This is a genomic window from Pseudomonas sp. PDM09, assembly GCF_014852305.1.
Lineage (GTDB): Bacteria > Pseudomonadota > Gammaproteobacteria > Pseudomonadales > Pseudomonadaceae > Aquipseudomonas.
In genome coordinates, this window is the sequence record NZ_JACVBI010000008.1 from 294,917 (window position 1) to 312,324 (window position 17,408).

The following is a 17,408-nucleotide window of genomic DNA, read 5'->3' on the forward strand; positions in this document are numbered from 1 at the left end:
GTCACAGATCTGTGGTGCAGTCACCCATGACTTCGTACGTCACGCGATGGGTCTGGCCCTGATGATCGACATATTCCAGGGTCGCAGGCACAACCCCGCAGGCAGTTGCGGTGTTCGTCACTGAAACCACCTTGGCGATGTCCAGCGGCTGCGCCGGGTTGTACGAGGTGGCGGCTGGCTCGTTGCCGGCGGCCAGGGCCGAGGTGGCGGCGAGGGTCAGAAACAGGCTGATCAAGGTTTTCATTTTCCGTACTCCGTGTTGATTCCGATGGCTCAATTCTAGGCTTTGCCCGCGATCGATACAGGGGGCTCGGCCTGATTCAGCCTTACAGAAAACGTAACAATCGCTGGTTCTTTTTGATCGGGTACATATCCGTTTCTGCGGTAGCGGCGGCTGGCGGTTTCGCTCTTACAGCGAGTCACTTTGGAAAAGCCCCAAAGTAACCAAAGGGCTCTTGCCCCTTTCGTTCGGTGCCTCGCCCAGGCTCGGCATGCCCTTGCTCCGGTCCTGCTCCGTGGGCCCGCCGCCATCGGCCATCCATGGCCGGGGGCGGCTAACCCGGCATCCATGCCGGGTTGCCCACTGCGCAGAACCTCCGCTCGGCCTCTCGAGGGGGCGGTGCGTCAAGATCAAAAGCTGCAGGCGAGCTAACGCTCGGCCTGTTGAGTGGTGAAAAGCGCAGTGGTACGCAGATCCATTGTGGGAGCGGGCTTGCTCGCGAAGCAGTTGATCTTGCCGTTGCTTTGGCTTTGGCTTTGGCTTTTGATCTTGATCTGTTGCCCCTTTCCCAGAGGCGAACGCAGGCATTGCGCAGGGGGCACCGCGGCATGGATGCCGCGGTAGCCGCCCCCGGCCATGGAGGGCCGATGGCGGCGGGCCCCCGGAGCAATGCCTTCGTTATGGCATGCCGAGCCTAAGCGAGGCACCGAATGGCGGGGCAAAAGCGCTTTGGTTACTTTCGCGCTTTTCGAAAGTGACCCGCCGTAAGGGCGGAACCCTAGGTGGCCGTTACCGCAGAAATGGATATGTACCTAATCGTGGAGCGCCCCCGGGGCCGGTACAAATGTGTATACCAGCCCGAAGTCGAAGGGAGTAAAGGGCGGTGTAGACTGATCGCCTGTTCTCTTTTGGCAAGACAAGGGAGTGTGCCCAGCCATGATCGGTGCCGAGTTACTGTCCTCCGAAACCCTGACGGTGGGGTGGCTGATCTATGCACCGGTGCTGATCTGGGCCATTGCGCGAGCACCCTGGGTCGAACTGTTCAGCGACAGCCGCCGCCAGCATCTATTGTTCGGCACGGTGTTCGCGCTGTTCATGCTCTGGCTGGTGCGACGGGACTTCGACACCGGCGTGTCCTATCACTTCATCGGCATGACGGCGGTGACGTTACTGCTGGATTGGCCGTTGGCGATTGTCGGCGGATTGGTCGCGCAAACGGGATTGGTCCTGCTGGGGCGGCAGGACATGGCGGCCATGGGGGTCAACGGCGCGCTGCTGATTCTGCTGCCGGTGCTGGTCACCGAGTGCTGCGCCATCCTGGTGGAGCGCGCGCAGCCGCGTAACCCCTTTGTGTACATTTTCTGTTCGGGTTTTTTTGCCGCTGCGTTGTCGGCCCTGTTGTGCCTGATTCTGGCGCTCACGCTGCTGTGGTACGACGAACGTTTCGCCATGCCGTACTGGCTGACAGATTTTGTCGGCTACCTGTGGCTACTGATTTTCCCGGAAGCGTTTATCAACGGTATGGTGGTCAGCGCATTGGTGGTGTTCTGCCCCGAATGGCTGGAGACGTTCAATCGCACCCGCTACCTTTCGGCGCCCTGGAAAGACGACGATCCCAAATCTTGATCCACATCAAATCCAAAAAACGTTGCCGAATCCATGCTCTGGAAAACCTTCAGGAGCAATGGCATGAGTGTGTATGAGTGGGCCCGGCAGGAGTTGCGTCAGAGTCTGGATGTGGCGCAAGAGGTGGGCTTCGATCCGGGATTGAGCCTGCGCGCCTTGCTCAGTGCGGTGGTGCAGCAGAGCAAGGCAGTACGCAATATAGAAGACCTGGCCGATGAGTTGCGGTTTCTCGCCGAGAACCTCGACGAGGGCCAGGACTATGGCTTTATGCGGCCCTGAGGGGCGGGATCAGTGGCGCGGGTCGAAGTCGGCGCTGAACATCTCGTCCTCGGCATCGGGAGGCACCGGGATCTTGTGTTCTTCCGACGCCCAGGCGCCCAGGTCGATCAGTTTGCAACGGTCTGAACAGAATGGCCGGAACTTGTTCTCCGGGCTCCATTCGACAGGGGCGCCACAGGTTGGGCAATCGACGGTAGGGGTTTGGCTCATGACTGGCCTCCACGCAAAGTAAGGTAAAAATGATGCAGGCGTTCGACCTCGCTGTGCAGCCAGGCGAGGTCGCGGTCGTTGACCACCACATCGTCGGCATGGCTCACGCGGTCCTGTCGGCTGGACTGGGCCTTGAGGATCGCCTGGACCTGCTGTTCGCTGGTCTGGTCACGCTGCAGGGTGCGTTCGATCTGTAACTGTTCCGGGGCATCGATCACCAAAACCCGTTGGGTCATGGCGTACTGCCCGGACTCGATCAGCAGCGGCGAAACCAGAATCGCATAAGGCGATTGTGCCTTGGCCAGATGGTGAGTGATTTCTTCGGCGATCAGCGGATGCAACAGCGCTTCGAGCCAGCGGCGTTCATCCGGCACTTCGAAGATCAGCTTGCGCAGCGCCGCACGATCCAGTTGGCCGTCGGCTTGCAGCACACCGGGGCCAAAGTGCTCGGCGATCTTCGCCAGTGCCGGGCGACCAGGTTCTACCACCCAGCGAGCCGCATGATCGGCGTCCACCACGTGCACGCCCAGATCGATGAAGTGCTGGGCGGCCGCGCTTTTGCCGCTGCCGATGCCGCCGGTCAGGCCGAGAATCCAGGGTTTTTCCACAGGGGTATTCATTTCAAACCGACAAACTGCCAATAGAAGCCGGTTATTTGACCACCCCAGAGCAAGGCAATCCAGCCGGCAATCGCCAGATAGGGGCCAAAGGGCAGCGGAGTTGAGGTCTTCGCATCCCGCAGGCGCAGCAAAATCACCCCGATGATGGCGCCCAGCAGCGATGACAGCAGGATTGTCAGCGGCAGGATCTGCCAGCCGCCCCAGGCGCCGAGCATCGCCAAGAGCTTGAAGTCACCGTAGCCGATGCCGTCCTTGCCGGTGATCAGCTTGAACAGCCAGAACACCGTCCAAAGCGCCATATAGCCGGCCACCGCGCCCCAGAGCGCATCATGCAGTGAGACGAAGAGCCCGAAACTGTTGACGATCAATCCCAGCCATATCAACGGCAGCACCAGCACATCCGGCAACAGCTGGTGTTCGGCGTCGATCAGGCTCATTGCCAACAGGCCCCAGCTCAGGACCAGCACCATGCAGGCCTGCCAGCCGAAACCGAAATGCCAGGCGACGAACGCTGACAGCACGCCGCAGGCCAGTTCGGTCAGCGGGTAACGTTTGCTGATCGGCGTCGCGCAGTTCGAGCATCGCCCGCGTAAAAACAGATAACTGAGCACGGGAATGTTTTCCCACGCTCGAATCCGATGGCCACAGTCGGGGCACTCGGAGTGAGGCAGTATCAGGTTGTAAGCCGGGCCGGGGGCTTCGGGTGGCAAATCCAGGACGTCATGGGCTTGCAAGCGCCATTCACGCTCAAGCATTTTCGGTAGGCGCCAGACCACTACGTTGAGAAAACTGCCGATTACCAAGCCGATCACCAATGCGGTGATCGTGAAGGCCAGCGGGTCGAGACTCAGAAATTCGTTCAAGGACATATCAGATCGCTGAGCCAAGTTGGAAGATGGGCAGGTACATCGCAACCACCAGGCCGCCGACGATAACCCCCAGCACCACCATGATGAAAGGCTCCATCAGACTGGTCAGGTTATCGACCATGTTATCCACCTCGTCCTCATAGAAGCTCGCGACCTTGTCGAGCATGTCATCCAGTGCGCCAGACTCTTCGCCAATGGCCGTCATCTGGATCGCCATGTTCGGAAAGATGCCGGAGGTGCGCATCGCAAAATTCAGCTGCATGCCGGTGGAAACATCCTGCCTGATGCGTAGTACCGCTCGCTTGAACACGATGTTGCCGGTTGCGCCTGCCACTGAATCCAGGGCTTCGACCAGTGGCACGCCGGCGGCGAACGTCGTCGACAAGGTGCGGGCGTAACGGGCCACGGCGGACTTGTACATGAGCGCGCCAACCAACGGCAGTTTCAGCAGCCAGGTGTCCATTCGGTCCCGAAAGCCCGGGGACTTTTTAAAGGCATGGCGGACGCCGAAAACCAGCGCACCCAACAGGCCGAGCACCATCCACCACCAGGCCTGCAGGAACTCCGACAAGCTGATGACCATCACGGTGAACGCTGGCAGTTCGGCGCCGAACCCCGAGAACACCGACTCGAACTGCGGCACAACCTTGACCAGCAGAATCCCGGTCACAATGATCGCGACGAACACCACCGCCAGCGGGTAGGTCATGGCTTTCTTGATCTTGGCCTTGAGGCTTTCGCTCTTTTCCTTGTAGGTCGCCACCCGTTCCAGCAGGGTATCCAGAGCACCGGCCTGCTCGCCGGCATCCACCAGATTGCAGTACAGCTCATCGAAATATTGGGGCTTTTTGCGCAGGGCCGCGGCGAAGCTGTTACCGGCCGCGACTTCCTGTTTTACCTCGTCCACCAGTTTGCGCATGTTCGGGTTATCGAAGCCCTCGCCGATAATGTCGAACGATTGCAGCAGCGGTACGCCGGCTTTCATCATGGTCGCCATCTGCCGGGTAAACAGGGCAATGTCCAGGGCCTTGATGCGTTTACCGGCATTGAAAATGGACGCGGTTTTTTTCCGCACCTTGCCCGGGTTGATCCCTTGCTTGCGTAACTGGGCCTTGATCAGCGCGGGATTCTGGCCGGTCAATTCGCCGGTCATTTTTGTGCCTTTTTTGTCTGTGCCTTCCCAGGCATATACGCTGATTTTCGCTGCTTTGACCGCCATGTTCAGTCCTTGGTGACCCGATTGATTTCTTCAAGGCTGGTGATGCCTTGCATGGCCTTGAGCAGGCCCGAAGTACGCAGGTCGTTGAAGCCGTCCTTACGCATCTGGATGTCGATTTCCAGTGAATTGCCTTCGGCCATGATCAGCCGTTGCAGTTCTGGGGTGTTCTTTACCACTTCATAAATCCCTACTCGCCCTTTGTAACCGTTGTTGCACTGATCGCAACCAACCGGTTCATAGATCGTGAACGAGCCGATGCGTTCCTCGGGAAAGCCTTCTTTGACCAACGCCTCGCGGGGAATCTCGATGGGCTTTTTGCAATGACTGCACAGTTTGCGCGCCAGGCGCTGGGCGATGATCAGGCTGACCGAGGTCGCGATGTTGAACCCCTGAATCCCCATGTTGTGCAAGCGGGTCAGGGTTTGCGCGGCGCTGTTGGTGTGCAGGGTGGAAAGCACCATGTGCCCGGTCTGGGCGGCCTTGATGGCGATTTCGGCGGTTTCGAGGTCGCGGATTTCACCGACCATGATCACGTCCGGGTCCTGACGCAGAAACGAGCGCAGCGCCTGGGCGAAATCCAGTCCCTGCCTGGGATTGACGTTGACCTGGTTGATGCCTTCGATGTTGATTTCTACCGGGTCTTCGGCAGTGGAAATATTGATGTCGACGGTGTTGAGGATGTTCAGCCCGGTATAGAGCGACACTGTCTTGCCCGAGCCGGTAGGGCCGGTCACCAGGATCATTCCCTGTGGCTGCTTGAGCGCGGCCATGTACAGGTCTTTCTGGTCGGGCTCGTAGCCGAGGGCATCGATGCCCATTTGGGCACTGGACGGGTCGAGGATCCGGATTACCACTTTCTCGCCCCACAAGGTCGGCAGTGTGTTGACCCGGAAGTCGATGGACTTGCTTTTGGACAGGCGCATCTTGATTCGCCCGTCCTGGGGTTTGCGCCGCTCGGAGATATCGAGACTGGCCATGACCTTCAGCCGCGAGGCAATGCGGTTGGCCAGTTGTGTCGGCGGCCTGGCGACCTCCCGCAGCATGCCATCGGTGCGCATGCGCACGCGGTAGATTTTTTCATAGGGCTCGAAATGCAGGTCGGAAGAGCCGCTCTTGATCGCGTCGAGCAGCATCTTGTGGACGAAGCGCACCACCGGCGCGTCATCGGCGTCTTGCCCCACGAGGACGTCCTGTTTCTGGTCATCGACCGACTCGATGTCCAGCCCGTCGAGGTCGACATCGGCCATGTCTTCCAGACCGGTGGAATGGTTGTCGAAGAATTTTTCGATGGCGTCGCTGAGCTTGTCTTCTTCCACCAGAATGGCTTCGGTGCTCAGCCCGGTGCTGAACTGGATGTCGTTGATGGCCTGGTGATTGGTCGGATCGGAAATCCCCACGAACAGTTTGTTACCACGCCGCCAGAGGGGCAGGGCGTGGTGCTGGCGGATCAGCTTCTCACTGACCAGCCCTCGGGGTTGGGTGTCCTTGTCCAGGCAGTTGAGGTCCAGCAGGGCCATGCCGAAATGCTCCGAGGCCACCTCAGCGACCTGCCAGCTTTTCAGCAGTTTGTTTTGCACCAGATAGCTGACCAGCGAAATTCGATTGCGTTGGGCTTGTTGATACGCCTGTTGCGCACTTTGGTCAGTGATCAGCTCGGCCAGTACCAATTGCTTGGCCAGACCGCTAAGGGCGATGTCATTCATTGGAATACCGGACGCAGACAGTGAATGACTTATAGCCTAGTCAAGCAGTGGAACCAAACCAGTCGGGGTGAGGTGACAAAAAGTGTCAGATAGTGCGGATCCTTGGAGTAGGAAAGGTCTTTGCCGCGATCTCGCGCCCAGCAGGCAGGGACGCGCGCGGCTTGGCATGACCTGTGCTGTGCCTTGTTCAGATCATGAGATTTCGACTCATGCATGGAGCCTGTCTATGAAAAATCAAAAAGGTTTTACTCTGATCGAGCTGCTGATCGTGGTGGCGATCATCGGGATTCTGGCGACGTTTGCGTTGCCGCAGTATTCGAAGTACCAGGCGCGGGCGAAGGTAACTGCTGCTCTTGCAGAAATATCGGCACTGAAGGTGCCTTTCGAAGACATTATTAACCAAGGCACCGATCCCACCCTTGCTCTGATCGGCGGTACAGTAACCACTGGTAATTGCACTATTTCGGCATCGGGCACCTCCTCTACCGGTGTGGGCAGTATCGCTTGCACGATCCTCAATGCTCCAGGGCCGGTACTCAACAAGACCATTACGCTCTCGCGTACACTCAGCGGCGGCTGGACTTGTGTCACCACGGCTCAACAGCAATACACTCCTAAAGGCTGCACCGGTGCCGCTGACGCCTGAACCATTGTCATCCTGCCAATGCCCCACGTTTCACGACGCGGGGCATTTTTTTTTGCTCGTCATTTGTGGGCCAATTCAATAATCAAGAAAATCCCCGACAATTCATGGCTTTAGGCCTGCGTTAAAACCCGCAAGTTGCATGTAGATAATTTCGCAGTCATGCAATTTGCATGATTCCGGAAATTGCCATTATGGTTAACCTATTGATTTAAAAGGTTTTATTTTTTATGTCGCTGTTGGCACAGCGTTCGCACTATCTCCTGTAACCCTGCTGACAAGACACGCAGCAGACTTTCCAGAAATACAGGAGTTACTCGTATGAAGAAGTTCGCTATCGCTGCCGCTACTGCTACCGCGTTGACCCTGACCATGGCCAACGCTGCATTTGCACAGACCACCCAAGCGACTCAGGCACCCATGGTGCTGGCCGCCGGTGAAGTCACTGAAGCGAAAGAGGATGTTTCCGATACCTGGATCACAACCAAAGTCAAAGCAGACCTGGTCACCGAAAAAGGCATCCCAGGCACCGACATCAAAGTCGAAACCAACAAAGGCGTTGTTTCCCTGTCTTCCATGACCGTTCTGACAGATGCTCAGAAAACCACCGCCGTGGCTATCGCCAAGAAAATCAAAGGCGTCAAAGCGGTGTCCGCTGACGGCCTGAAATCCGAGTAAGACAAGGCTTCTCGCCTGGACCGGGAGAAGGAGCGGTAGACGGGCCGAGTCATACGTCTGCCGCAACTTGAGAGTTCATGCGAAGGCCACAAGGATGTGGCCATTACAGGCCCTGGCATTCGTGTCGGGGCCTGTTCTATTGCGGGCTACGCAAAACGACTGTGGGAGCGGGCTTGCTCGCGAATGCGGTGTGCCAGTCAACATTGATGCCGACTGACACACCGCATTCGCGAGCAAGCCCGCTCCCACATTGGTTTGTGGTGGATTTAATTCCCACGCTTGCTGGTGATTTGAACCAACCGGTTGCCTTCAAAGCGCAGGTACTGGTACATCCCGCTGTTGGGCCCGTAGGTCCATTCCTCGACTTGAAATTCTTCCCGTCGATTGGCGCTGCGCTTGTAGCCCAGCAAGTCGCGGGCAACGGGCTCTCCGCATTTTTGCAGCACTTCGCTGGACCTGTCCCCGACGCTGATCAATTGACTGCCACAACGCAAGGTCTCGGCCGCCGCTGCCTGGCCGGCAACCAGCAACAGAGTCAGGCTCAGAAGCCAATGTGCGCCCATCATTCGGCATCCAGATGCATGGGCGTGATAACGCGGCCATCGCTTTCTGCCTCGCCGAGGCTGGCGTCGATGAAGTACACGCGGTCATCGGCCAATTGCCCCTTGTCCACCAGATAATCCTTGATGCTGCTGGCCCGTTCTTGCCCCAGTTGACGCAACAGCACCTCGCTGGAACTCCAGAACGCAATCACGCCTTCCCGCATTTTTCTGCTGCGTTCTTCCTTGCCCAGATCCTTCCATTCGGCGGGCGGCTGGGTCTTGAGGCGTGTGCGGTAGATCCCTTCAAGCAGCGGGCCTTTCTCGTTGTCCGGTACGTCCAGCAACGAGGCTTGGGCCGGTACTTTATCACCGCGACGCTGGAGCATCTTGTAGTAGTTGTACTGGTATTCCCGCTCCAGGCGTTGCTCGGCAATCAGCGGGCCATCGCTGCTCTTGGCGGCGGTGCCTTCGATTTCCAGGCGCAGGGCCGGACGCTCCTTGAGCGCTTGGGACAGTTTGACCAGCGCCGTTTCGGCATCTTTGCTCAGGTCACTTGAGCCCGGTGCGAACGCCACGCTGCCCAAGTCTTCCGAACCACCGCCGCTGACCAGCCCGCCAATCATTTTGAATGGCGCTGCGGCGGCTTTCACGATCAGGTTGCGCAGGGTCTGCCAGATAATCGGCATGACACTGAACTGAGGGTTGTTCAGGTCGCCGCTCACCGGCAGTTCGATGGAAATCTTGCCGTCGACATCCTTGAGCAAGGCAATCGCCAGTTTCAGTGGCAGGCTCACCGCGTCCGGGCTGTCGACCTTTTCACCTAGTTGCAACTGCTCGACCACCACTTTGTTTTCAGCCAGGAGCTGGCCGTTGGTGATCTTGTAATGCAGGTCGAGATTGAGCCGGCCCTTGCGGATACGGTAACCGGCGAACTTGCCGGAGTAGGGCGTCAGGGTGGTCAGTTCTACCCGTTTGAAACTGGTGGCGATGTCCAGGCTGGCCATCGGGTCGAACGGATTGACCGAGCCCTTGATGGTCACCGGTGCATAGCGGTCGACCTTGCCTTTGATGTCGACGCTGGCCGGTTTTGCCTGGCGGCTGTCGATGGTGCCGATCTTCCCGTTGAGCTGTTGAACGGCGGTGGCGAAGTTCGGAGTCAGGCTGAAGTCGGCGAAGTTTGCCGAACCGTCATTGATGGCAATGCCGCCAATGTGGATACTCAGCGGTTTTTCTTTTCCGGCTGCCGGTTTGGCCGCAGTGGTGGTTGTGGCGCCGGAGTCGGCCGGTTGCGGGATCAACAGGTCATCGACGTTGGTGGTGCGATCATCGTTGATCATGAAGCGTGCATAAGGCTGGAACAGGTTGACCTTGTCGATCGACAGGCTGTCGCCGTGCTGATAGTTCAGGCCTTCGAGCACCAACTGTTGCCACTTGAGGAAGTCGCGGGTTTTCAGAGTGTCGAGGGTATGCAGCTGATCGACCTGGGCTTTGCCTGTGACGCTGAACGCCAGCGGTTCGGTGCTTTTCAGGTCGACCGCCAGATCACTGCCCAGCATGCCGCTGCGCAGTTCGAGACGAATGAACGGGTTGATGTAGGACTGGGCGACGCGCAGGTCGATGTCCTTCGTCTGCACGTTCAGTTTGGCGCTGATAGGGGCCAGATTGACCACGCCGTCCGCTGTGACCTTGCCTTGCTTGCCCACGCCGGTGTCGAGCTTGAGGTTGAAAGGTGAGCCATTGAGGCTGTCGAAATTTTGCAGGTCCAGGTTCAGCGGACCCACCTCCAGCGCGACCTCCGGTTGTGCCTTGCGGTCGGCCAGATGTACCTGATAGTCACGTAGCTGCACGTCTTTGAGCAGCACCTGCCAAGGCTTGCTCGGCGCGGTCGGTTCAGGCTTCGGCGAATCGGCTGCTGCCGGCGTGCTGGCTGGCTCGGCATTGGCTTTGTTGGCCGCTTTGGATGGCTGACTGGCGAACAGTTTTTGCCAGTCGAGTTGCCCGTCGGCTTCGAGGGCGGCCCAGGTTTCCAGTTTTTTGCTGCGGATCTTGCCGACCACCACTTGCTGTTTGGCCAGGTCCACAGTGGTTTCGCTGATGTCCAGCCGCTCGAGCTTCACCAGGGGTCGACCGTCCGGCGTCTTGATCGCGAAAGGCGCGACACTGACGGCAACGTTGCTCAGCAGCAGCTCGGTTTCTTTGGCCAGGTTGAGTTTGTAGTCGGTGCTGAGGCTGACGACGCCCTCTTCGAGTGCGAGTGGCACGGCATCACGCACATAGGGCCAGAAGGATTTCATCTTGCCGTCAGTGATTTTCAGCTTACCTTCGGAGGCGATCGGGATCAGGCTGAAATTACCGGTCCAGTCGATCTGTCCACCTGCCGGGCCGACGGCGACCAACGTCATGTCGGCGCTGTCTTCGGGCAGGGTGCTGAGGTTTTTCAGTTCGAAATCGAGTTTATCGTAGAGGAACTCGATGGGTTCGCTGGGCCGTGCATCCTCGAAATGCAAGGAGCCGCCGGCCAGTTTGATCCGCTCCACGCGCAGCGGGAATGGTTTGGCGTCCGGATCGACCGGGGTCGGTTCGCTGGCGGGGATTTTGAACAGGCCGAGCAGGTTGAGTTTGCCGTCCTTGCCGAAAAGGATTTCGGTCTTGGGTTTGTCCAGTTCGATATCGGACAAGTGCAGCGCCTTGGTCCAGAGGCTATCGATCTGCAGGTTAGCGTACAGACGTTCGAAGCCCACCTGTTCCTTGCCCGGCTCGCCGATGACCAAGCCCCAAAGGGTGACTTCAAGGCTGAACGGATTGAGTTCGATCCGCTGAATCGTCGCAGGTGTCGTGGCGTAGTTGGCCAATTGTTGGTTGGCGATTCGCAACGCGATGCCCGGCAAAATCAGAAACCCCAGCAGGCTATAAAGAGCCAGGGCAGTCAACAAGGCGCCGATAGCGCGAATCAATCCTTTGGGCATGTGCGGCTTCATCTGTCGGAATCGGAGTGCCTTGGAGTATGGCATGCGTTTGCGGTTCCGAAGCAACCAGGCTTTATAGGAATTATCTGATTATCGGTGCGAATTTTCAGAGCTGCAGAATCAGCGTTTTCAGTGGCGGCTGCTGATCCATCGATGGGAAATCGCTGCCCGGTGTCAGCGCTGTCCACTCGCGCACCGGGCGCCCGGCCTTCTCTGCGCAGCGCAAAACCTGCTCGCGCCAATCGTCCATGCTGACCTTCGCCAGGTTGTTGCAGCAGATCAGTACGCCATCGTCGGCGGTGGTCAGCAGTGCCGGTTTGAGCAGGCTTTGGTAGTCGCGCAACAGGTCGACCGTGCCGAACGCACTCTTGGCCCAGGCCGGAGGATCAAGCAGCACCAAATCGTACTGACGCGGGTCCAGACGTTGATAGCTCGGCAGTTTCTGGCCGCGACGCTGGCTGATAGGCAGACCGGCCAATTGACGAATTGCCGGGAAGTAATCGGACTGAATGAATTCCATCGTTGGCAATTGCGGGTTGAGCAAGCCGTTCTCACGGCCGACCGCCAGATTGCCTTCGGCAAAGTCCAGGTTACACACCTCGCTCGCACCACCCGCTGCGGCGCTGAGGCCGACGCCACAGGTGTAGGCAAACAGGTTCAGCACACTTTTGTTTTTGCTGTGCGCCTTGACCCAGCCGCGAGCGTTGCGCAGATCGAGAAACAGCAACGGGTCCTGGCCAGCGTGGCGCCCGCGCACCCGGTAGTTCAGTCCCCATTCGTGGCCGATCAAATCTTGCAGGGCGGCTTCGTCGGCGCGGTAGACGGTGTCTTCGCGGTCGATGCGCGAGTTACCACGGGAACGGTCGTTGTAGACCAGCAGGGTGTCGAGGCCCAACTGCTGATTGACGATCTCGTGCAGTTGCAGAAGAGCGTCACGCTCCAGCGCCTGATGAAAGCTTTGCACCAACAGTTGCGGGCCGTAGCGGTCGATGGTCAGGCCGCCGACGCCTTCCTGGCTGCCGTGGAACAGGCGATAGCAATCGGTGCCTTGCTGATGCAGCTCGGCAAACAGGTCCTGACGATGATCGAGGGCGGCGCGCAGCGCCTGATTCAAGGAAGACATGCTGGGCGCCTTGCAGGAGGGAATTGGGGCGCGGGAGTTTAACAGCTTGGACGATGAAGAACCTGTACCTGTAGGAGCGAGGCTTGCCCGCGAAGACGGCGGGACAGTCAACATCAATGTCGCCTGACACACCGCTTTCGCGGGCAAGCCTCGCTCCTACAGGGATGTGATGGCCAATTCACAACATGGGCTCATTGGTTCAGGCGTTGATCGATCAGCCCTTGCACCACGCTCGGGTCGGCGAGGGTCGAGGTGTCACCCAGGCTGTCCAGTTCGTTGCAGGCGATCTTGCGCAGAATTCGCCGCATGATCTTGCCCGAGCGGGTTTTCGGCAGGGCCGGGGCCCACTGGATCAAGTCCGGTTTGGCGAAGCTGCCGATTTCCTTGCTGACATGCGCCAGTAATTGTTTCTTCAATTCGTCGTTGGGTTCGGTGCCATTCATGGGCGTGACAAAGGCATAAATGCCCTGGCCTTTGACGTCGTGGGGGTAACCGACCACGGCGGCCTCGGCGATGCTGTCGTGCAGCACCAGCGCGCTTTCCACTTCGGCCGTGCCGATGCGGTGCCCGGAGACGTTGATCACGTCGTCGATACGGCCGGTGATCCAGTAATCGCCGTCCTCGTCGCGACGTGCGCCGTCGCCGGTGAAGTAGTAGCCGGGGTAGGGCTTGAAGTAGGTTTCGATCATCCGTTTCGGGTCGCCGTAGACGCTGCGGATCTGCGCCGGCCAGCTGGACTTGATGGCCAGTATGCCGCTGCCGGCGCCTTTGATTTCCTTGCCGTGTTCGTCGAGCAATACCGGTTGCACGCCGAACATCGGTTGCGTGGCGCAACCGGGTTTGACCCGTTGGGTGCTGACCAGCGGGCTGAGCATGATGCCGCCGGTTTCGGTCTGCCACCAGGTATCGACAATCGGGCAGCGCTGCTCGCCGACTGTATTGAAATACCACTCCCAGGCTTCCGGATTGATCGGTTCACCGACGGTGCCGAGTAACCGCAGGCTCTCGCGGGACGTTTCCTTCAATGGCTCGGGACCTTCACGCATCAGCGCACGCAGGGCAGTCGGGGCGGTGTAGAAGATGTTCACATGGTGCTTGTCGATCACCTGCCAGAAGCGCGAGGTGCTGGGGTAGCTCGGCACGCCTTCGAAGATCAGCGTGGTCGCTCCGTTGGCCAGCGGCCCGTAGACGATGTAGCTATGGCCGGTGACCCAGCCGACATCGGCGGTGCACCAGAAGACTTCACCGTCGCGATAGTCGAACACGTACTTGAAGGTCATGGCGGCTTGCAACAAGTAGCCGCCAGTGGTGTGCAGCACGCCTTTGGGTTTACCGGTGCTGCCGGAGGTGTAGAGGATGAACAGCGGGTCTTCGGCGTCCATCGGCTCTGGCGGGCAGTCATCGCTGACGTCGCGCAAAGCCTGGTGGTACCAGATGTCCCGATCCTGGACCCAGCTAACCTGGCCTTGGGTGCGTTCGACCACGATCACGGTGTTCACGTCGGGGCAGCTTTGCAGCGCGGTGTCGACGTTCTGTTTGAGCGGCACGAATTTACCGCCGCGCACGCCTTCGTCGGCAGTGATCACGGTGTGGCAATCGGCGTCGAGAATCCGGTCACGCAACGAGTCCGGGGAGAAGCCGCCGAACACCACCGAATGAATCGCACCGATTCGCGCGCAGGCGAGCATGGCGTAGGCGGCTTCGGGGATCATCGGCATGTAGATGCACACGCGGTCGCCTTTCTTCACGCCACGGCCTTTGAGCACGTTGGCCAGTCGGCAGACGTTGTGATGAAGTTTTTTGTAGGTGATCTGGGCGGATTCGGCGGGGTCATCGCCTTCCCAGATAATCGCGATTTGATCACCGCGTTTTTCCAGGTGACGGTCGATGCAGTTGTAACTGACGTTTAACTGTCCACCCGCGAACCAGCTCGCTTCACCGGTTTTCAGGTCGTAACGCTGGACGGTTTGCCACGGCGCGCTCCAGTCGAGAAAGCGTGCGGCCTGTTCTGCCCAGAAGGTGCTGGGGTGTTCGATGGATTGGCGGTACAGGCGTTGGTAGTCATCTTGACTTAACTGTGCAGCCCGGCGGATGGCATCGGCTTTGGGGAACGTGCTGATATCGAACATGACGGTTCCTTATTCTTGTTTTGCGACAAGAGGGGAGCTGCGCGACCCTCGTAGGAGCTGCCGGAGGCTGCGATCTTTTGATCTTGTTTTTTACAATCAAGATCAAAAGATCGCAGCCTCCGGCAGCTCCTACAGTGATAGCGCACGCCACCGATTTTGCGGTAAACCCGGTGCCGTGGAACTGTCGATATTGCAAGCTGTAGGGGCAGGCAAACCGCCCCTTCAGCCTATCACCCGCGGTGACGACCGCGGAAGTAGTTGATCAAGCCTTGGGTGGAGGCATCGTCGGCCGGGGTTTCTTCGCTGCCGACCAGGCGGTTGTAGACGCCTTTGCCCAGCTCCTTGCCCAACTCCACGCCCCACTGGTCGAAGGCATTGATGCCCCAGACCACGCTTTGCACGAAGACTTTGTGTTCGTACATTGCCACCAGTGCGCCGAGACGACGCGGGCTGATACGTTCGACCACCAGGGTGTTGCTTGGACGGTTGCCCGGGATCACCTTGTGCGGCGCGACTTTTTGTACTTCCTCTTCGCTCAAGCCCTTGTCGCGCAGTTCGGCTTCGGCCTCGCCCAAGGTCTTGCCCAGCATCAGCGCCTGGCTTTGCGACAGGCAGTTGGCGTACAGCCACTGGTGATGGTCGGACACCGGGTTGAAGCTGACGATTGGCACGATAAAGTCGGCCGGAATCAGTTGGGTACCTTGGTGCAGTAACTGGTGATAAGCGTGCTGACCGTTGCAGCCGACGCCGCCCCAGATCACCGGGCCGGTATCGGTGGACACTGGCGTGCCGTCCTGGCGTACGCTCTTGCCGTTGGATTCCATGTCCAGCTGTTGCAAGTGTTTGGTGATGTTGCGCAGGTAGTGGTCGTACGGCAGGATCGCGTGGCTTTGCGCGCCCCAGAAGTTGCCGTACCAGACGCCGAGCAACGCCAGCAGTACCGGCATGTTCTGTTCGAATGGCGCGCTCTGGAAGTGCTGATCCATGGTGTAGGCACCGGACAGCAGCTCTTTGAAGTTCGACATGCCGATGGCCAATGCAATCGGCAAACCGATAGCCGACCACAGCGAGTAACGCCCACCAACCCAATCCCACATCGGGAAGATGTTTTCTTCGCGAATACCGAACGCTACCGCTGCCGCGTTGTTGCTGGAAACGGCGATGAAGTGACGGTACAGCTCGGCTTCCGAACCGCCCTGAGCCAGGTACCAGGCGCGTGCGGCCTGGGCGTTTTTCAGGGTTTCGAGGGTGTTGAAGGATTTCGACGAGACGATGAATAACGTGGTCTCGGCGCGCAGCTTCATGGTCAGTTCGTGGAATTCACTGCCGTCGATGTTCGCCAGGTAATGGCAGCGCACGCCTTTCTGGGCGTAGGACAGCAGCGCTTCGGACACCAGTTCAGGGCCGAGGAACGAGCCACCGATGCCGATGTTGACCACGTCAGTGATCGGCTTCTCGGTGTAACCGCGCCACAAACCATCGTGGATGCGGCCCACGAGGTCGGTGATCTGGTTCAACACCTTGTGTACATCGGGCATCACGTTGACGCCGTTGACCGACAGCTTGTCGCCCACCGGGCGGCGCAGTGCGGTGTGCAGGGCGGGGCGGCCTTCGGAAGAGTTGACGATTTCGCCATCGAACAGCGCTTTGATCGCGCCTTTGAGGTCGACTTCGTTGGCCAGGCCCACCAGCAGATTGCGGGTCTGGGCGTTGATCAGGTTTTTCGAGTAGTCGAGAAACAGGCCGCAGCTGCTAAGGGTGAATTGAGTAAAGCGCTGCGGATCGGCATTAAAGGCTTCGCGCATGCTGAAATCCTGCATGGCTTGGCGGTGGTCATTCAGCGCTTGCCAGGCGGGCAGAGCGGTAACGTCGTGAGGAGTGCGGTAATACGCCATCGCTGCGGTTTTCCTTTTTACTTGAACGGCCTTTTGAACACTAAAAATCCCGGAGCGCTGTGGGTGGGCGTCCGGTCAACTGCGTCGACACGATTTCATGGCGCAGGGCGAATACAGTAAACCTCGCGCTGCAATCTGTCTTGACTTTGTCTGACCTGCTCCCGGTACTTTTTTAACATTTAAACCGGGAGCGGTCCGACAAACGGAAGGCTGACAGAGGAGGGGCTCGATCAGGCGACCTGAACCGGAATGGCATTGCTGGTGTGGCTCAACTCGTTACCCGGCGCCATGTAGAGCATGCGCGGCTTGAAGTTAAGCAGTTCGGCTTCGCTGTAGTGGGCGTAAGCGCAGATGATCACGCGGTCGCCGACCTTGGCCTTGTGCGCCGCGGCACCGTTGACCGAAATCATGCGCGAACCTTCTTCGCCACGAATCGCGTAGGTGGTGAAGCGTTCGCCGTTGTCGACGTTGTAGATCTGGATCTGTTCGTACTCACGGATGCCGGACAGGTCCAGCCATTCACCGTCGATGGCGCAAGAGCCTTCGTAATCGAGTACGGCGTGGGTAACTTCGGCGCGATGCAGCTTGGCCTTGAGCATGATGGCGTGCATGAGTGTTTCCCCAGGTCGGAATCGAACGGCGGGCAGTTTGCCCGAAGGCTTTGGAGGCAGCAATACAGTCTGGAA

General features: G+C 58.8%; 16 protein-coding genes. 4 read left to right on the plus strand and 12 right to left on the minus strand.

What is annotated here, in order from left to right:
• Position 1: 1 nt before the first annotated feature.
• Complete coding sequence (locus tag IB250_RS20650; protein ID WP_192345410.1) at positions 2-244, minus strand: DUF2790 domain-containing protein; 243 nt, start codon at positions 242-244, stop codon at positions 2-4.
• A gap of 912 nt (positions 245-1,156) precedes the next feature.
• Here IB250_RS20650 and IB250_RS20655 point away from each other — a divergent pair.
• Positions 1,157-1,846: an energy-coupling factor ABC transporter permease gene (locus IB250_RS20655; RefSeq protein WP_192345411.1), complete on the plus strand. Its 690-nt coding sequence runs from the start codon at positions 1,157-1,159 to the stop codon at positions 1,844-1,846.
• A 63-nt stretch (positions 1,847-1,909) separates the two neighbouring features.
• Positions 1,910-2,125, plus strand: a complete 216-nt coding sequence (locus IB250_RS20660; RefSeq protein WP_007938959.1) for a hypothetical protein — start codon at positions 1,910-1,912, stop codon at positions 2,123-2,125.
• A gap of 9 nt (positions 2,126-2,134) precedes the next feature.
• Here the strand turns inward: IB250_RS20660 and yacG are convergent, their stop codons facing one another.
• Genes yacG through pilB form a run of 5 tightly spaced genes read right to left on the minus strand, consistent with a single transcriptional unit; the run spans position 2,135 to position 6,746 of the window.
• Positions 2,135-2,335 carry a DNA gyrase inhibitor YacG gene (gene yacG, locus IB250_RS20665; RefSeq protein WP_192345412.1) on the minus strand — a complete coding sequence of 67 codons (201 nt, stop codon included), beginning with the start codon at positions 2,333-2,335 and terminating at the stop codon, positions 2,135-2,137.
• Entirely contained in the window at positions 2,332-2,955 is a 624-nt protein-coding gene (coaE, locus tag IB250_RS20670; protein ID WP_123497164.1) for a dephospho-CoA kinase, read from the minus strand. Before coaE ends, yacG begins: the two co-directional genes overlap by 4 nt.
• Positions 2,952-3,824 carry a prepilin peptidase gene (locus IB250_RS20675; RefSeq protein ID WP_192345413.1) on the minus strand — a complete coding sequence of 291 codons (873 nt, stop codon included), beginning with the start codon at positions 3,822-3,824 and terminating at the stop codon, positions 2,952-2,954. Before IB250_RS20675 ends, coaE begins: the two co-directional genes overlap by 4 nt.
• 1 nt (position 3,825) lies before the next feature.
• A complete protein-coding gene (locus IB250_RS20680) occupies positions 3,826-5,043 on the minus strand; it encodes a type II secretion system F family protein (RefSeq protein ID WP_192345414.1) in 1,218 nt (405 codons plus the stop codon).
• Between the two features lie 2 nt (positions 5,044-5,045).
• On the minus strand, positions 5,046-6,746 hold the full coding sequence (gene pilB / locus IB250_RS20685) for a type IV-A pilus assembly ATPase PilB (protein ID WP_192345415.1): 1,701 nt from the start codon (positions 6,744-6,746) through the stop codon (positions 5,046-5,048).
• A 226-nt stretch (positions 6,747-6,972) separates the two neighbouring features.
• On the opposite strand from pilB, the gene IB250_RS20690 reads away from it, so the two are divergent.
• Positions 6,973-7,392, plus strand: a complete 420-nt coding sequence (locus IB250_RS20690) for a pilin (protein ID WP_192345416.1) — start codon at positions 6,973-6,975, stop codon at positions 7,390-7,392.
• A gap of 318 nt (positions 7,393-7,710) precedes the next feature.
• Complete coding sequence (locus IB250_RS20695) at positions 7,711-8,067, plus strand: BON domain-containing protein (RefSeq protein WP_192345417.1); 357 nt, start codon at positions 7,711-7,713, stop codon at positions 8,065-8,067.
• A gap of 266 nt (positions 8,068-8,333) precedes the next feature.
• On the opposite strand, the gene IB250_RS20700 is transcribed toward IB250_RS20695, so the two are convergent.
• From IB250_RS20700 to panD, 6 genes are all read right to left on the minus strand, one after another.
• Positions 8,334-8,630 (minus strand): DUF2845 domain-containing protein, encoded by a 297-nt coding sequence (locus tag IB250_RS20700; RefSeq protein WP_192345441.1) that lies wholly within the window; start codon positions 8,628-8,630, stop codon positions 8,334-8,336.
• On the minus strand, positions 8,630-11,620 hold the full coding sequence (locus IB250_RS20705) for a DUF748 domain-containing protein (RefSeq protein WP_192345418.1): 2,991 nt from the start codon (positions 11,618-11,620) through the stop codon (positions 8,630-8,632). The genes IB250_RS20700 and IB250_RS20705 overlap by 1 nt, the downstream gene beginning before the upstream one ends.
• Before the next feature lie 61 nt (positions 11,621-11,681).
• Positions 11,682-12,698, minus strand: a complete 1,017-nt coding sequence (locus tag IB250_RS20710; protein WP_192345419.1) for a class I SAM-dependent rRNA methyltransferase — start codon at positions 12,696-12,698, stop codon at positions 11,682-11,684.
• A 191-nt stretch (positions 12,699-12,889) separates the two neighbouring features.
• Positions 12,890-14,827 carry an acetate--CoA ligase gene (gene acs / locus IB250_RS20715; RefSeq protein WP_192345420.1) on the minus strand — a complete coding sequence of 646 codons (1,938 nt, stop codon included), beginning with the start codon at positions 14,825-14,827 and terminating at the stop codon, positions 12,890-12,892.
• A 230-nt stretch (positions 14,828-15,057) separates the two neighbouring features.
• Positions 15,058-16,722, minus strand: coding sequence for a glucose-6-phosphate isomerase (gene pgi, locus IB250_RS20720; protein ID WP_007901989.1), 1,665 nt, complete (start codon positions 16,720-16,722; stop codon positions 15,058-15,060).
• Between the two features lie 230 nt (positions 16,723-16,952).
• Complete coding sequence (gene panD, locus IB250_RS20725; protein ID WP_003228271.1) at positions 16,953-17,333, minus strand: aspartate 1-decarboxylase; 381 nt, start codon at positions 17,331-17,333, stop codon at positions 16,953-16,955.
• Positions 17,334-17,408 lie beyond the last annotated feature (75 nt).

Excerpts from the sequence above, each read along its gene's own strand:
- IB250_RS20650 (WP_192345410.1), bottom strand. The coding sequence starts at position 244 with ATGAAAACCTTGATCAGCCTGTTTCTGACCCTCGCCGCCACCTCGGCC.
- IB250_RS20655 (WP_192345411.1), top strand. The coding sequence starts at position 1,157 with ATGATCGGTGCCGAGTTACTGTCCTCCGAAACCCTGACGGTGGGGTGG.
- IB250_RS20660 (WP_007938959.1), top strand. The coding sequence starts at position 1,910 with ATGAGTGTGTATGAGTGGGCCCGGCAGGAGTTGCGTCAGAGTCTGGAT.
- yacG (WP_192345412.1), bottom strand. The coding sequence starts at position 2,335 with ATGAGCCAAACCCCTACCGTCGATTGCCCAACCTGTGGCGCCCCTGTC.
- coaE (WP_123497164.1), bottom strand. The coding sequence starts at position 2,955 with ATGAATACCCCTGTGGAAAAACCCTGGATTCTCGGCCTGACCGGCGGC.
- IB250_RS20675 (WP_192345413.1), bottom strand. The coding sequence starts at position 3,824 with ATGTCCTTGAACGAATTTCTGAGTCTCGACCCGCTGGCCTTCACGATC.
- IB250_RS20680 (WP_192345414.1), bottom strand. The coding sequence starts at position 5,043 with ATGGCGGTCAAAGCAGCGAAAATCAGCGTATATGCCTGGGAAGGCACA.
- pilB (WP_192345415.1), bottom strand. The coding sequence starts at position 6,746 with ATGAATGACATCGCCCTTAGCGGTCTGGCCAAGCAATTGGTACTGGCC.
- IB250_RS20690 (WP_192345416.1), top strand. The coding sequence starts at position 6,973 with ATGAAAAATCAAAAAGGTTTTACTCTGATCGAGCTGCTGATCGTGGTG.
- IB250_RS20695 (WP_192345417.1), top strand. The coding sequence starts at position 7,711 with ATGAAGAAGTTCGCTATCGCTGCCGCTACTGCTACCGCGTTGACCCTG.
- IB250_RS20700 (WP_192345441.1), bottom strand. The coding sequence starts at position 8,630 with ATGGGCGCACATTGGCTTCTGAGCCTGACTCTGTTGCTGGTTGCCGGC.
- IB250_RS20705 (WP_192345418.1), bottom strand. The coding sequence starts at position 11,620 with ATGCCATACTCCAAGGCACTCCGATTCCGACAGATGAAGCCGCACATG.
- IB250_RS20710 (WP_192345419.1), bottom strand. The coding sequence starts at position 12,698 with ATGTCTTCCTTGAATCAGGCGCTGCGCGCCGCCCTCGATCATCGTCAG.
- acs (WP_192345420.1), bottom strand. The coding sequence starts at position 14,827 with ATGTTCGATATCAGCACGTTCCCCAAAGCCGATGCCATCCGCCGGGCT.
- pgi (WP_007901989.1), bottom strand. The coding sequence starts at position 16,722 with ATGGCGTATTACCGCACTCCTCACGACGTTACCGCTCTGCCCGCCTGG.
- panD (WP_003228271.1), bottom strand. The coding sequence starts at position 17,333 with ATGCACGCCATCATGCTCAAGGCCAAGCTGCATCGCGCCGAAGTTACC.